The organism is Caballeronia sp. SL2Y3 (genome assembly GCF_022879575.1).
Classification (GTDB): domain Bacteria; phylum Pseudomonadota; class Gammaproteobacteria; order Burkholderiales; family Burkholderiaceae; genus Caballeronia.
The window spans coordinates 1,627,656-1,641,285 of sequence record NZ_CP084260.1 but is presented as its reverse complement, the minus strand read 5'-3'; the positions used below and the strand labels follow the sequence as shown (position 1 = coordinate 1,641,285).

Genomic DNA, 13,630 nt, shown 5'->3' with positions numbered 1-13,630 from the left:
TTAGAGATGGGTGTGAGTAGGGTAGTCAGGGTAGTGATTGTATCGAGTATGAAAAGTGATCTTAATTGATGACTTGGAATACGGCACAACGCGAATACTCAGCCTGTAGCGTGTGAGTCTAGAGCAGCAAAGAGACACACTCGTTATAGGGTCAAGCGAACAAGTGCATGTGGTGGATGCCTTGGCGATCACAGGCGATGAAGGACGCGGTAGCCTGCGAAAAGCTTCGGGGAGCTGGCAAACGAGCATTGATCCGAAGATGTCCGAATGGGGAAACCCACTCCGTATGGAGTATCCATAGCTGAATACATAGGCTATGTGAAGCGAACGCGGTGAACTGAAACATCTAAGTAACCGCAGGAAAAGAAATCAACCGAGATTCCCAAAGTAGTGGCGAGCGAAATGGGAAGAGCCTGTACTCTTTATTTGTATTGTTAGCTGAACGCTCTGGAAAGTGCGGCCATAGCAGGTGATAGCCCTGTAAGCGAAAACAGTATGAAAGAACTAGGGGTACGACAAGTAGGGCGGGACACGTGAAATCCTGTCTGAAGATGGGGGGACCATCCTCCAAGGCTAAATACTCGTGATCGACCGATAGTGAACCAGTACCGTGAGGGAAAGGCGAAAAGAACCCCGGGAGGGGAGTGAAATAGATCCTGAAACCGCATGCATACAAACAGTCGGAGCCCTGTCAAGGGGTGACGGCGTACCTTTTGTATAATGGGTCAGCGACTTACGTTCAGTAGCGAGCTTAACTGATTAAGGCAGGCGTAGCGAAAGCGAGTCCGAATAGGGCGATCAGTTGCTGGGCGTAGACCCGAAACCAAGTGATCTATCCATGGCCAGGTTGAAGGTGCGGTAACACGTACTGGAGGACCGAACCCACTAACGTTGAAAAGTTAGGGGATGAGCTGTGGATAGGGGTGAAAGGCTAAACAAACTTGGAAATAGCTGGTTCTCTCCGAAAACTATTTAGGTAGTGCCTCGTGTATCACCTTCGGGGGTAGAGCACTGTCATGGTTGTGGGGTCCATTGCGGATTACTACGCCATAGCAAACTCCGAATACCGAAGAGTGCAATCACGGGAGACAGACATCGGGTGCTAACGTCCGGTGTCAAGAGGGAAACAACCCAGACCGCCAGCTAAGGTCCCAAAGATTGGCTAAGTGGGAAACGAAGTGGGAAGGCTAAAACAGTCAGGAGGTTGGCTTAGAAGCAGCCACCCTTTAAAGAAAGCGTAATAGCTCACTGATCGAGTCGTCCTGCGCGGAAGATGTAACGGGGCTCAAGCCAGTCACCGAAGCTGCGGATGCGTGTTTTACACGCATGGTAGGAGAGCGTTCCGTAAGCCTGCGAAGGTGCGTTGAAAAGCGTGCTGGAGGTATCGGAAGTGCGAATGCTGACATGAGTAGCGATAAAGGGGGTGAAAAGCCCCCTCGCCGTAAGCCCAAGGTTTCCTACGCAACGTTCATCGGCGTAGGGTGAGTCGGCCCCTAAGGCGAGGCAGAAATGCGTAGCTGATGGGAAGCAGGTCAATATTCCTGCACCATTGTTAGATGCGATGGGGGGACGGATCGCGGAAGGTTGTCCGGGTGTTGGACGTCCCGGTCGCTGCATTGGAGAAGGTGCTTAGGCAAATCCGGGCACATAATTCAAGGGTGTGGCGCGAGTGACTTCGGTCACGAAGCAATTGGAAGTGGTTCCAAGAAAAGCCTCTAAGCTTCAGTCTAACGATGACCGTACCGCAAACCGACACAGGTGGGCGAGATGAGTATTCTAAGGCGCTTGAGAGAACTCGGGAGAAGGAACTCGGCAAATTGGTACCGTAACTTCGGGATAAGGTACGCCCTGGTAGCTTGACTGGCCTGCGCCAGGAGGGTGAAAGGGTTGCAATAAACTGGTGGCTGCGACTGTTTAATAAAAACACAGCACTCTGCAAACACGAAAGTGGACGTATAGGGTGTGACGCCTGCCCGGTGCCGGAAGATTAAATGATGGGGTGCAAGCTCTTGATTGAAGTCCCGGTAAACGGCGGCCGTAACTATAACGGTCCTAAGGTAGCGAAATTCCTTGTCGGGTAAGTTCCGACCTGCACGAATGGCGTAACGATGGCCACACTGTCTCCTCCCGAGACTCAGCGAAGTTGAAGTGTTTGTGATGATGCAATCTCCCCGCGGCTAGACGGAAAGACCCCATGAACCTTTACTGTAGCTTTGCATTGGACTTTGAACCGATCTGTGTAGGATAGGTGGGAGGCTATGAAACCGGAACGCCAGTTTCGGTGGAGCCGTCCTTGAAATACCACCCTGGTTTGTTTGAGGTTCTAACCTTGGTCCGTGATCCGGATCGGGGACAGTGCATGGTAGGCAGTTTGACTGGGGCGGTCTCCTCCCAAAGCGTAACGGAGGAGTACGAAGGTACGCTAGGTACGGTCGGAAATCGTGCTGATAGTGCAATGGCATAAGCGTGCTTAACTGCGAGACCGACAAGTCGAGCAGGTGCGAAAGCAGGTCATAGTGATCCGGTGGTTCTGTATGGAAGGGCCATCGCTCAACGGATAAAAGGTACTCTGGGGATAACAGGCTGATACCGCCCAAGAGTTCATATCGACGGCGGTGTTTGGCACCTCGATGTCGGCTCATCTCATCCTGGGGCTGTAGCCGGTCCCAAGGGTATGGCTGTTCGCCATTTAAAGAGGTACGTGAGCTGGGTTTAAAACGTCGTGAGACAGTTTGGTCCCTATCTGCCGTGGGCGTTGGATATTTGAAGGGGGCTGCTCCTAGTACGAGAGGACCGGAGTGGACGAACCTCTGGTGTACCGGTTGTCACGCCAGTGGCATCGCCGGGTAGCTATGTTCGGAAGAGATAACCGCTGAAAGCATCTAAGCGGGAAACTCGCCTTAAGATGAGATATCCCCGGGGCTTCGAGCCCCTTGAAGGGTCGTTCCAGACCAGGACGTTGATAGGTCAGGTGTGTAAGTGCAGTAATGCATTGAGCTAACTGATACTAATTGCCCGTAAGGCTTGATCCTATAACCAGTGTGTTTCGCAGTGAGTTAGCGCTTTAGCGCTTACTCAATGCAACCCCCGAAGGGGGCCACTGGCTGAGTAGCGACTGTGCCCACAGTCACTGCCCTAACACACTACTTCTTCCCCGATTGGTTGTAGCGCCCCCCAAGGCGATACAACATCCCCTTTATGCCTGATGACCATAGCGAGTCGGTCCCACCCCTTCCCATCCCGAACAGGACCGTGAAACGACTCCACGCCGATGATAGTGCGGATTGCCCGTGTGAAAGTAGGTAATCGTCAGGCTCCCCCTCGCAAAACAAAAACCCCACCCCGAAAAGGTGGGGTTTTTGCGTTGGACTCACGAAAAGCCCCTCCTCACCCGCTCCCCGTCCCACCTCTTCGGGTCTTTCCGCCCATTCCCCAGCGCACTCCGAAATACTGTATAAATGTACAGTATCAACCGGAGCCGCTTCGTGTTTACGCATGAGCGGACTCTGCATCCGGCAGACGGGAATCCATGGGTGCCGCACTTTCATTACTGGACATCGGACTGACTTCGCGCCTACAGCAGCAGCTATGGCAAGGCGAGCAGTTCACCACCTCGCATTCAGGCGTCGTTCCGAGCGGCTATCGGATGCTTGATCTGGCGTTGCCAGGCGCAGGCTGGCAGCCGGGCACTGTGACCGAAGTGCTGATCGAAGAAAGCGGCGTCGGTGAAATCCGGCTGCTCGCGCGCACGTTGCGGGACTTGACGACGGTTCAAAGCCGCTCCGTCGTCTTCATCGCGCCCCCCTGGATGCCCAATCACGCCGCGTTTCGGGCAATGAACATCGCGCCGAATAAGCTCGTCTGGGTCAAGGCGCCCGACGATCAGGTGCTGTGGGCCGCGGAGCAGTCGCTCAAGCAGGAGGGCATCGGCGCTGTGTTGATCTGGCTCCCCAAGGCGCGCCCCGAAGCCTTGCGGCGATTGCAAGTTGCTGCACAAGAGTCGCAATCGCTGGCGTTCCTGTTTCGTCCATTGAATGCCGCGAAGCAATCATCGGCGGCGCCGCTGCGAATGGTCTGCAAGCCGATGCTGCCCGCAGCCGCACCGACGATGAATCGTCGCGAATGGATGCAAGTCGTCATGCTGGAGATCAGCATCATCAAGCGACGCGGTCCGTTGCTCGAAAAGCCGTTGCATTTGCGCTTGCCGCTGCAGTTGCCCGCGTTGCCCGAGCATTTGCGCCGCGCCAGCCAGCAAAGGAAAGCACGAGAGGTCAAACATGTTGTGGATAGCGGTGACATTGCCGCTTTTATCGCTCGAAGCAGTCAAGCCGCCATCGATGCCATGCGCATCGGCCGGTTCGATTTCGCCTGGAGCGAGGCCGACGCCGAATGACCGCGCCGACACGCCAGTCGCGCAGGACATCGATCAGCCCTGTTTCGCGCTCGCCGATCACGCGCGCATTCTGCTGCCCGACCTCATCGCGTTCCGGCTGGGGGTGAGGCCCGGCAGCACGCGCTCTCACGCGTTCGCGCTGGCGCCGCGGCTGACGCTGCTCGCGGTCGATGTCAACGCGGAGCAGCGCGCGCTCGAAGCAGTCGCGCTGGCGTTGCTCGCGTTCACGCCGAAGGTCGTGCTCGCGCATGCGAATACGGTGCTGCTGGAAGTCGGTGCGAGCACGCGGCTTTTCGGCGGGCTGCGGCCACTGATCGCCAAGGTGGCGTCGACGGTGAAAGGATGCGGCTTCACGTCGCGAATGGGCTGCGCGCCGACCGCGTGGGGCGCCTGGCTGCTCGCGCATGCGCGCACTCGCCGCGTGACGCGTCGCGTGCGCATCGTGAAGGAGACGACGCTCGTGCGCGTGCTCGACGCGTTGCCGGTGTCCCTCGTTCCGTCGGCGGAATCGCATGGGAACGTGTTCGAACAGATCGGCTGTTCGACGCTCGCCGATTTGCGCCGCCTGCCGCGCAAGGGCGTCGCGCGTCGGTTCGGGCAGGGCATTCTGCAATGGCTCGCGCAGGCTTACGGCCTGGCGCCCGATCCGCGCGAGGCGTTCTGTGCGCCGGCATCGTTCGAGGCGCGGCTGGAATTGCAGGCGCGCGTGGAAAGCGCCGAGGCGCTGCTTTTCGCAGCGCGCCGGCTCGTGCTGCAACTGGCCGGCTGGCTGAGCGCGCATCACGCCGCGGTGAGCGAGTTCTCGCTGCTGCTGGAGCACGAACTGGCCGCGCGCCACGCGCCGAAAACATCGACGCTCAAGGTCGCGTGGGCCGTGCCGACGCGCGACGCCGATCATGTCCTCTGGCTGCTGCGCGAAAAGCTGAATCAGACGACGCTCGCAGCTCCGGTCATCGAGATGAAGCTGTTTGCCGACAAAGTCTGCGAGCACGCGCCGCCGTCCGACACGCTGTTTCCGATGCCCACTTCCGATAACGAATCGATGGCGCAACTGCTCGAACGTCTGAGCGCGCGCCTGGGCGCGGAGAACGTCGTGCAACTGGTTGCGCGCGAGGATCATCGGCCGGAAGCGGCGATGACGGTCGAGCCTTATCAGGCAGCGCGCGAGGGCAAGCCCAAGCGCGCAAAGAAGCCGAAGCATGTCGAGAGCGCATCCGACGAAGTCCCCGAAGAAGCGCAGGAAGACGAGCCAGAGACCGAAACCGACGAGCCGCTGCAACTTCCCGATCGGGCCGTGCCTTCGCAGCCGCGCCCGTCGTGGATCCTCGAAACGCCGCAAAAGCTGCAGTTGCGCAACGAGCGGCCGTTCTATCGCCGTCCGCTGAAGCTCATCAGCCGGACGGAGCGCATTGAAGCGGGCTGGTGGGACGGCAACGGCGTCCAGCGCGATTACTACGTCGCCTCCGACGATCGCGGCCGCATGTTCTGGCTGTATCGCGAGCGTCTGAGCGGCGCGTGGTTCCTGCACGGATTCTTTGGATGACGCCGATGGACGATCTCAACGACATCATCGGTCTGGCCGACGACGGCGGAGACTTTTCCGGCGCCGTGTCCGCGTCCACGCTTCTGCCCGGATACGCCGAGCTGCATTGCATCAGCAATTTCTCGTTTCTGCGCGGCGCGTCGCATCCGCAGGAACTGGCCGCCGCGGCGCTCGAGCACGGCTATACCGCACTCGCGATCACGGACGAATGCTCGCTCGCGGGCGTCGTGCGCGCGCACGCCGCGATCAAGGACATCGAGGCCAAGGTAAAAGCCGCGGTCGAAGCCGCGCGGCTCGCCGGGCAGCCGTTGCCCCACCAATCGACACTCAAGCTAATCATCGGCAGCGAATTGAATCTGACCGATGCCGACGGCCAGCCGTTCTGCACGCTCATCGCGCTGGCGACGAACCGCGAAGGCTACGGCAATCTGTCCGAGCTGATCTCGCTCGCGCGCTCGCGTTCGCCGAAGGGCCAATATCGGCTGGGGCCCGAAGATTTCACCGATCCGGCCGCGTCGTCCAATGTCACGGATGCCGCCGATCTGCGCGGCGACATCGCGCATCTGAAGCATTTGCCCGACTGCCTGCTGATTCTCGTGCCGCAACGCGCGGCCACGCTCGCCGACACGCTCGAACGCGCGCACTGGCTCGCCAGCTTCGCGGCGGGCCGCGCGTGGCTTGCGCTGGAACTCTGGCAGGACGGCAGCGACGACGAGCGCCTCGCTTCGTGCCGCGTCATTTCGGAGGCGAGCGGCCTGCCGCTCGTCGCGGCAAGCGGCGCGCTGATGCACGCGCGCTCGCGCAAACCCTTGCAGGACACGCTGACTGCCGTTCGCCTCGGCCGTCCGCTTGCCGAATGCGGCTATGCGCTCGAAGCAAACGCGGAGCGGCATTTGCGCACGCGCCTGCGTATCGGCGCGCTGTATCCGAAGGCGGCGATCGCGGAAACGCTGAAAGTGGCCGCCCGCTGCACGTTCCGTCTCGACGAGCTTCAGTACGAATATCCCGAAGAGCTCGTGCCGCCGGGCGAAACGCCCGCGAGCTATCTGCGCAAACGCGTGATGGCGGGCGCGAAAGTGCGCTGGCCGAACGGGTTCGATGCCGACACCATCGGTCTCATCGACAAGGAACTCGCGCTCGTCGCCACCCTGGGCTACGAGAAATACTTCCTGACGGTCTACGACATCGTCGCCTTTGCCCGCAGCAAGGGCATTCTGTGCCAGGGGCGCGGCTCGGCGGCGAATTCGATCATCTGCTTCTGTCTTTTCATCACCGAACTCGATCCGGTCAGAATGGGCCTGCTGGTCGAGCGATTCATCTCCCAGGCGCGCAACGAGCCGCCCGATATCGACGTCGATTTCGAGCACCAGCGGCGCGAGGAAGTCATTCAGTACATTTACCGGAAATACGGGCGGCATCGCGCGTCGCTGGCGGCGTCGGTCACGACGTATCACACGCGCAGTGCGCTGAAGGACGTGGGCCGCGCGCTCGGACTGGATGCCTCGCTGATCGAGCGCATCGGCAAGGCGCAGCAGTGGTGGGACGGGCCGTCGGCGGTGGCTGGCTATCTGCGGGAAGCGGGCTTCAGCGAGGACTCGCACATCACGCGGCATCTGATTCGCCTGACGCGCGAACTACGCGGCTTTCCGCGCCACTTGTCGCAGCACGTCGGCGGCTTCGTGATCGCGCGGGAACGGCTGTCGCGGCTCGTGCCGATCGAAAACGCCGCGATGAAAGACCGCTGCGTGATCCAGTGGGACAAGGACGACATCGATCAGCTCAAGCTCCTGAAAGTGGACGTGCTCGCGCTCGGCATGTTGTCGGCGATCCGCCGCGCGCTCGAATTCGTCGCGCTGCGGCGGGGCATCCCGCAATTCGGCCTGTCGCACATTCGCCGCGAGGACAAAGCCGTCTACGAGATGTGTTGCCGCGCGGACACCATCGGCGTCTTTCAGATCGAGTCGCGGGCGCAGCAGAGCATGTTGCCGCGCTTGCGGCCGCAAAAGTATTACGACCTCGTGATCGAAGTGGCGATCGTGCGGCCCGGCCCGATTCAGGGCGGCATGGTGCATCCGTATCTGCGGCGCAAGCAGGGTCTGGAGGAAGAGGATTATCCGAAGGAAGAACTGCGGCCCGTGCTCGGCCGTACGCTCGGCGTGCCGATTTTTCAGGAACAGGTGATGAAGCTCGCGATGGTCGCGGCAGGCTATACGGCCGAGCAGGCCGACCAGCTGCGCCGCGCGATGGCCGCCTGGCGACGCGGCAGCCATCTGGAAGAGTATCAGGCCGATCTCATGAAGAAGATGCTCGCGCGCGGCTACGAGCACGAGTTCGCGGCGCGCGTCTGCAAGCAGATCGAGGGTTTCGGCGAATATGGGTTCCCGGAAAGCCATTCGGCGAGTTTCGCGCTGCTCGTCTATTTCAGCGCGTGGATCAAGCGTTACGAGCCCGCCGCGTTTCTGGCCGGCCTCCTGAATAGTCAGCCGCTCGGCTTTTATTCGCCGTCGCAACTCGTGCAGGACGCGCGGCGGCACGGCGTGGACGTGTTCGCGCCGGATGTTTCGCTGAGCGACTGGGAATCGGTGCTCGAATTGCCGCCGGGCAAGGGCGAGCGCGTCGTTTTCGATGCCGGCAAGGAGCAGCGGCGTCAGCAGTTTTACGGCGCGCCGTTGCCGCATCAGATGTTTCGCAAGACCATGCGGCGCGGCGCGCGCAAGCTCGCCGCGCGTGTCCAGCTGCCGGCGCAGCAATACGGTGCGGGCGGGCCGGGCGTGCGCATCGGCCTGCAACTCATCAAAGGTCTGCCGCAAGCCGCGGCCGAGCGGATCATGATCGCGCGGGCCGAGGCGCCTTTCCTCGATGTCGACGATCTCACGCGCCGCGCCGCCTTATCGCGCCGGGAATTGGAGGCGCTCGCAGCGGGCAACGCGCTCGCGAGCATCGCGGGGCACCGGCGTCAGGCATGGTGGGCGGTGACCGCACAGCAGCGCGCGCCGGAATTGCTGCGCGATGCGCCGATGCCCGAGGCGCCGCTCGCGTTGCCGCAGGCATCGGAGGGCCGCGAAATCGTCGATGACTACGCGAGTCTCGGGCTCACGCTCAATCGTCATCCGCTCGCGCTGCTGCGTGCGCGGCTGGCGCGGCTGCGTTTCCGGACGGCCGCTGATCTGGCGGAACTCAAGACCGGGCGCATCGTGCGGGCGTGCGGCATCGTGACGGTGCGGCAACGGCCGGGCACGGCGAACGGCACGATCTTCGTCTCGATCGAGGACGAAACCGGCGCGATCAACGTGATCGTCTGGCCGGGGCTCGTCGAGAAGCAGCGCAAGGTGTTGCTCGGCGCGTCGCTCCTCGGCGTGCATGGCGTGTGGCAGAACGAGGGCGACGTGCGGCATCTGGTCGCGCAACGGCTCGAAGATCACACGGCGCTGCTTGGACGCCTTGCCGCGTCGAGCCGCGACTTTCACTGAGTTACAACGACGGCAGCGCCGGATAATTCGCGAGCAGCCGTTCGATCGCCGTATCGAACGGTGTGCGCCGCCCGATGCCGAGCGCCTCCAGGCGGCCCGAATCCAGATGGCAATCGCGCGGGCGCGGCGTCGCGTCGGTCGGCTCCCGTTGCGCGACGAGCTTCGCGTCCACCTTCAGCACACGCGCGATGCGTTCGGCGATATCGAACTTCGTCATCGGTTCGTCGCCGGACCATTGCGTGATGCCGGAAATCGTCGCGCCGCGAGCGTGATGTTCGAGCATGCCGCGGATCACCACCGCGACGTCCGGTGTGTAGGTCGGGTAACGCGTCGCCCACGCATCCATCGAAGCCGGCGCTTTTGCAGATTCGGCGGAGGCGACGATGGCGGGCGTCAGGCTCGTCACCGCCGATTCGGTCCAGTCGACGACCGGTCCGTAAAGCAGCGGCAGACGCAGCACGCACGATCGCGGATCGGCTTCTAGCAACGCGCGCTCGCCGTCGAGCTTGCTGCGCCCGTAGGCGTTCAGCGGCGCGGGCGTGTCGTCGGGGAAGTAGGGCGCAGACGTGCCGTCGAAAACATAGTCCGTCGAAATCGACAGGACCCACGCGCCGAGCGCGCTCGCTTCCGTAGCGATGACGCGCACGGCGTCCACGTTGAGCGCGCGGGCGAGCGGCGGGTCGTTCTCGCACACATCCGGCCGACGCTCCGCTGCCGCGATCACGAGGGCATCCGGTTTTTCCCGGCGCAGAAAGGCGCGCACGGCGTCGTGATCGCGGATATCGAGCGGCACGCTGTTCGCACCCGCGCGCCGATGCGCGGTACGCACGACGCGCCACTGCGCCAAGCCGGCGAGTTCGGCGGATATGGCGCGCCCCAGAAGACCGGACGCGCCGATCAGCGCGACAGTGAACCCCCGACCGCCTGTCATGCGGAAGCTGCGCCTACGACGGTATAGCCGGCATCGTCGATGGCGTCCTTCAGCGCCTGTTCCGTCTGCGTCGATTCGACCGCGACCGTACCGCGCTCCAGATCGACGCGAACCTGCGCCTCTGGGTCGATCTCCTGAATCGACCGCGTGACGGCAGCGACGCAATGCTGGCAACTCATGCCTTGGACTTCGAATTCGGTCATATCCGTTTCCTCTTTAAATGGGTGGAAGTATCGACATCGTATACCTTGCCATGATGGGAACGTGTAGAGTCGGCGGAAAGTCGAGGAGAACAGGATGAACATTGGCGAAGCGGCCCGCGCGTCGGGCGTCACTGCGAAGATGATCCGGTATTACGAGAGCGTCGGCTTGCTCACACCGGTCGGACGGACGTCATCGGGATACCGCGTGTACGGCGAACAGGAAGTGCATGCGCTGCGGTTCGTGCGGCAGGCGCGGCGTCTGGGCTTTCTCGTCGAGGATATCCGCAAGCTGCTCGCGCTGTGGCATGACCGGACGCGAGCCAGCGCCGAGGTGAAGGCAATCGCGCTGGAACATGTCGCGGAGCTCGATCGCCGGATCGCGGAGCTGACGGACATGCGCGACACGCTGTCACACCTCGCAAGGCATTGCCAAGGCGACGAGCGCCCGGACTGCCCGATTCTGGACAAATTGGCGCAGTGAGTGCACTAAGACAGTGCACATTTCTGCGATGTCCTATCCTTATTTCGTCGAATCAATAACTTAGGGAGTTGCCCGTCGAGCACCATTCCGAAAAGGAATGCACCCCATGCGGGCATTTCACTCACACGACTCAGATGAGTCAGCTATAATCCGGGTTATCCCTAACGCGGGTTATCCCTGACCCGAACCGCCAGGGACCAGCACTAATCCTTGGAGAACACCATGTTTGCAATTCTGCTCGAAAAACTCAGCATCTGGTTTGAAGCCGCCGAACAGCGCCGCCGCGAAGAATACCTGGCTCAATCGTCGGACGTCGTCCAGCTCGAAAAGCGTATCCGTTCGCTCGAAAACAACGGCTACAACATCTGAAGCCCGGGTCCGCGCGCCGCGAAGCGCGCCAGGTGTTGAATGAAAAGCCCCGTCATGCGGGGCTTTGTCGTTTCTGCGGCTTTCATTCGAAGCGACGTCACTTCTGCGCCGGATGCGTCGCCAGCCACTGTTTCATGAACGCGATTTCCTTCTCTTGCGCGGCGACGATGTCCTTCGCCAGCTTGCGCAGTTTCGCGTCCTTGCCGTACTTCAACTCCACCTTCGCCATTTCGACCGCGCCTTCATGGTGCGGAATCATGTGCGCGACGAAATCGCGGTCGGCGTCTCCGGTGTACTGAACGTCTGACATTCTCGACATCATGGATTCATCGGCGGCCTGGAAAGCTGCGTTCGAGGGCGCATCCTCGTTGGCGGGCATGCCATGCTTCATGCCCGACATGCTGTCGTGCGAAGACGCCGCTGTCTGGGCGAAGCCGCTTACGCTGAAGGAAACGGTGATGACGGCGAGTACAGCGCGCAGCAGATTCCGTGTCGACTTCATAATTCTCCCGAAAGAACGGTCAATGTGGATGTGAGCGCCTAGCCTAAAGCTTGCCACCGGGGTAAGGTAAAGCCGTTTCGTCTACCGAATAGAGCGATCGATGACACGCCACCTCTCCAAGACGACGCAGACGCGCCTCGTTGCGGCCTGCGCAGCGTATGCCGTGGCACTTTGCCACGGCGACCTGGCATTCGCCAAACCCGGCGGCGAACCGCTCGTGCTGGATACTCAAACCGGCATTCATAGCGGCGTGAGCGGGACGGTCCTGCAAAGCGCGCCCCTCGGCGCGCCGGGCATGGTCCCGATGGCGACGTTACCCGGACTGCCGCCACAGGAGCAGCAGCCGATCGTGGTTTCGCCGTACATCGAATATGGCGGGCAGACGGCAACGCCCGCGACGACCAACCCGAGCCACTCGCGCAGGCGACGGGAAGCCTACCCCTGATCCGACGCAATCAATCCGCGCGCTGCTCCAGTTTGAATGCAGCGCCCGCATCCTGGCCGAGCGCATCGACCAGATAGGGCAACGCCTGCTTCAACTCGCTCGCGAGCTTATACGGCGGATTCAGGACGAACATGCCACTGCCGAACAAGCCGAGGCCGTCCGCCGGCGGCGTCTTGACGGTGAGCGTCGCGTGCAGCCAGCCCGTCGGCTGGATGGCCTTCAGCTGATCGGCGAAACGCTGCGACTCCATGCGCGAGACTTGCGGATACCACACCGCATACGTCCCGGTGGCAAAACGCCTGAGCGATTCTTCAAGGCATTCGACCGTCCGCGCATAGTCGCGCTTGTCTTCGTAGGACGGGTCGATCAGCACCAGCGCGCGGCGCGGCGGCGGAGGAAGAATCGCCTTGATGCCTTCGAATCCGTCGCCGTCGTAGATCATCGCGCGGCGGCCGGCGTCGCGGAAGTTATGACGCAGCACGTCGATCTCCGTGCTGTGCAGTTCGAACAGCCGCATGCGGTCCTGTTCGCGCATCGCGCGCCAAGCCAGATACGGCGAGCCCGGATAAAAGCGCAATGCGCCGTCCGGATTCAACGCCTTCACTTCGTCGACGTAATCGGCAAGCAACGGCGGCAAGTCGGTGCGATCCCACAATGGCGCAATGCCCGATTCGTACTCCGCGTTTTTCGCCGCGAAACCTTCCGCCAGCGAATACACGCCTGCACCGGCATGCGTGTCGATGTACCAGTACGATTTGTCTTTCAGCCCGAGATATCGAAGCATCTGAACCACAATGGCGTGCTTCAGCACATCGGCGTGGTTGCCCGCGTGAAAGGCGTGACGGTAACTGAGCATGACGAGTGACCCGCAAGAAGCGATGAAAAGCGAAAGCGATCAATTGTAGCGGAGCACGTAGGCGCGGTTATTCGGCTCGGCCGGCCGCTGGGGCGCACCGCTACGTTCGTGCACAATAGCCGCTCCCGGGTTTCGCGCAATAGCTGGCCAAACGGGCTAGGCGATCCATGCGAGCGAACGCGAATCCTCCTATGCCAAACGGCCAGCTTGATGGTCGCATGGTTCGCATGTTGTCATTCAGTCTTCCGACAGGAGGTTAGACGGCGGTGGTCATAGGCGCGGCAAGCGGCATCGGCCGCGCCATGGCGTGTCGACAAGGTCGGAGACGTGGCGCAGACCACGTTCGAATGGGCGCCGCTCACGGGCAATCGTTTGTGGTGAGCCGCGGCCGGAACATGCAATAAGGAACGAGGCCTCATGTCAGAAAGCGACGACAA

Annotated in this window: 10 protein-coding genes and 2 rRNA genes; 8 read left to right on the top strand and 4 right to left on the bottom strand. The window is 61.5% G+C overall.

What is annotated here, in order from left to right; all coding sequences use genetic code 11:
* The first annotated feature begins 149 nt into the window (after positions 1-149).
* The 5 genes from LDZ26_RS07725 to LDZ26_RS07705 all read left to right on the top strand — a co-directional run bounded on the left by LDZ26_RS07725 (position 150) and on the right by LDZ26_RS07705 (position 9,406).
* Positions 150-3,032: ribosomal RNA gene (locus LDZ26_RS07725) — 23S ribosomal RNA — on the top strand.
* A 169-nt stretch (positions 3,033-3,201) separates the two neighbouring features.
* Positions 3,202-3,315 (top strand): 5S ribosomal RNA (gene rrf / locus LDZ26_RS07720).
* A gap of 214 nt (positions 3,316-3,529) precedes the next feature.
* On the top strand, positions 3,530-4,393 hold the full coding sequence (gene imuA, locus LDZ26_RS07715; protein ID WP_175940535.1) for a translesion DNA synthesis-associated protein ImuA: 864 nt from the start codon (positions 3,530-3,532) through the stop codon (positions 4,391-4,393).
* Positions 4,338-5,936 carry a DNA polymerase Y family protein gene (locus tag LDZ26_RS07710; RefSeq protein ID WP_244846664.1) on the top strand — a complete coding sequence of 533 codons (1,599 nt, stop codon included), beginning with the start codon at positions 4,338-4,340 and terminating at the stop codon, positions 5,934-5,936. Before imuA ends, LDZ26_RS07710 begins: the two co-directional genes overlap by 56 nt.
* Before the next feature lie 5 nt (positions 5,937-5,941).
* The gene (locus tag LDZ26_RS07705) at positions 5,942-9,406 is read left to right on the top strand and encodes an error-prone DNA polymerase (RefSeq protein ID WP_244846663.1); all 3,465 of its coding nucleotides are present in this window, start codon (positions 5,942-5,944) and stop codon (positions 9,404-9,406) included.
* Between the two features lies 1 nt (position 9,407).
* Here the strand turns inward: LDZ26_RS07705 and LDZ26_RS07700 are convergent, their stop codons facing one another.
* Together LDZ26_RS07700 and LDZ26_RS07695 are read right to left on the bottom strand one after the other, a co-directional pair.
* Positions 9,408-10,337: an SDR family oxidoreductase gene (locus LDZ26_RS07700; protein WP_244846662.1), complete on the bottom strand. Its 930-nt coding sequence runs from the start codon at positions 10,335-10,337 to the stop codon at positions 9,408-9,410.
* Positions 10,334-10,540 (bottom strand): heavy-metal-associated domain-containing protein, encoded by a 207-nt coding sequence (locus LDZ26_RS07695; protein ID WP_175940532.1) that lies wholly within the window; start codon positions 10,538-10,540, stop codon positions 10,334-10,336. Before LDZ26_RS07695 ends, LDZ26_RS07700 begins: the two co-directional genes overlap by 4 nt.
* A gap of 94 nt (positions 10,541-10,634) precedes the next feature.
* Between LDZ26_RS07695 and cueR the strand changes: the two genes are divergently transcribed.
* Positions 10,635-11,021 (top strand): Cu(I)-responsive transcriptional regulator, encoded by a 387-nt coding sequence (cueR, locus tag LDZ26_RS07690; protein WP_244846661.1) that lies wholly within the window; start codon positions 10,635-10,637, stop codon positions 11,019-11,021.
* Positions 11,022-11,243: 222 nt separating this feature from the next.
* Positions 11,244-11,390 carry a DUF3563 family protein gene (locus LDZ26_RS07685; protein ID WP_175940530.1) on the top strand — a complete coding sequence of 49 codons (147 nt, stop codon included), beginning with the start codon at positions 11,244-11,246 and terminating at the stop codon, positions 11,388-11,390.
* 97 nt (positions 11,391-11,487) lie between these two features.
* On the opposite strand, the gene LDZ26_RS07680 is transcribed toward LDZ26_RS07685, so the two are convergent.
* Complete coding sequence (locus LDZ26_RS07680; protein WP_244846660.1) at positions 11,488-11,892, bottom strand: DUF305 domain-containing protein; 405 nt, start codon at positions 11,890-11,892, stop codon at positions 11,488-11,490.
* 100 nt (positions 11,893-11,992) lie between these two features.
* Between LDZ26_RS07680 and LDZ26_RS07675 the strand changes: the two genes are divergently transcribed.
* The gene (locus tag LDZ26_RS07675) at positions 11,993-12,337 is read left to right on the top strand and encodes a hypothetical protein (protein ID WP_244846659.1); all 345 of its coding nucleotides are present in this window, start codon (positions 11,993-11,995) and stop codon (positions 12,335-12,337) included.
* 10 nt (positions 12,338-12,347) lie between these two features.
* On the opposite strand, the gene LDZ26_RS07670 is transcribed toward LDZ26_RS07675, so the two are convergent.
* Complete coding sequence (locus tag LDZ26_RS07670; protein ID WP_244846658.1) at positions 12,348-13,193, bottom strand: 23S rRNA (adenine(2030)-N(6))-methyltransferase RlmJ; 846 nt, start codon at positions 13,191-13,193, stop codon at positions 12,348-12,350.
* Positions 13,194-13,630 lie beyond the last annotated feature (437 nt).

Bases quoted from the DNA above. Each gene is read 5' to 3' on its own strand.
- imuA (WP_175940535.1), top strand. From the start codon at position 3,530: ATGGGTGCCGCACTTTCATTACTGGACATCGGACTGACTTCGCGCCTA.
- LDZ26_RS07710 (WP_244846664.1), top strand. From the start codon at position 4,338: ATGCCATGCGCATCGGCCGGTTCGATTTCGCCTGGAGCGAGGCCGACG.
- LDZ26_RS07705 (WP_244846663.1), top strand. From the start codon at position 5,942: ATGGACGATCTCAACGACATCATCGGTCTGGCCGACGACGGCGGAGAC.
- LDZ26_RS07700 (WP_244846662.1), bottom strand. From the start codon at position 10,337: ATGACAGGCGGTCGGGGGTTCACTGTCGCGCTGATCGGCGCGTCCGGT.
- LDZ26_RS07695 (WP_175940532.1), bottom strand. From the start codon at position 10,540: ATGACCGAATTCGAAGTCCAAGGCATGAGTTGCCAGCATTGCGTCGCT.
- cueR (WP_244846661.1), top strand. From the start codon at position 10,635: ATGAACATTGGCGAAGCGGCCCGCGCGTCGGGCGTCACTGCGAAGATG.
- LDZ26_RS07685 (WP_175940530.1), top strand. From the start codon at position 11,244: ATGTTTGCAATTCTGCTCGAAAAACTCAGCATCTGGTTTGAAGCCGCC.
- LDZ26_RS07680 (WP_244846660.1), bottom strand. From the start codon at position 11,892: ATGAAGTCGACACGGAATCTGCTGCGCGCTGTACTCGCCGTCATCACC.
- LDZ26_RS07675 (WP_244846659.1), top strand. From the start codon at position 11,993: ATGACACGCCACCTCTCCAAGACGACGCAGACGCGCCTCGTTGCGGCC.
- LDZ26_RS07670 (WP_244846658.1), bottom strand. From the start codon at position 13,193: ATGCTCAGTTACCGTCACGCCTTTCACGCGGGCAACCACGCCGATGTG.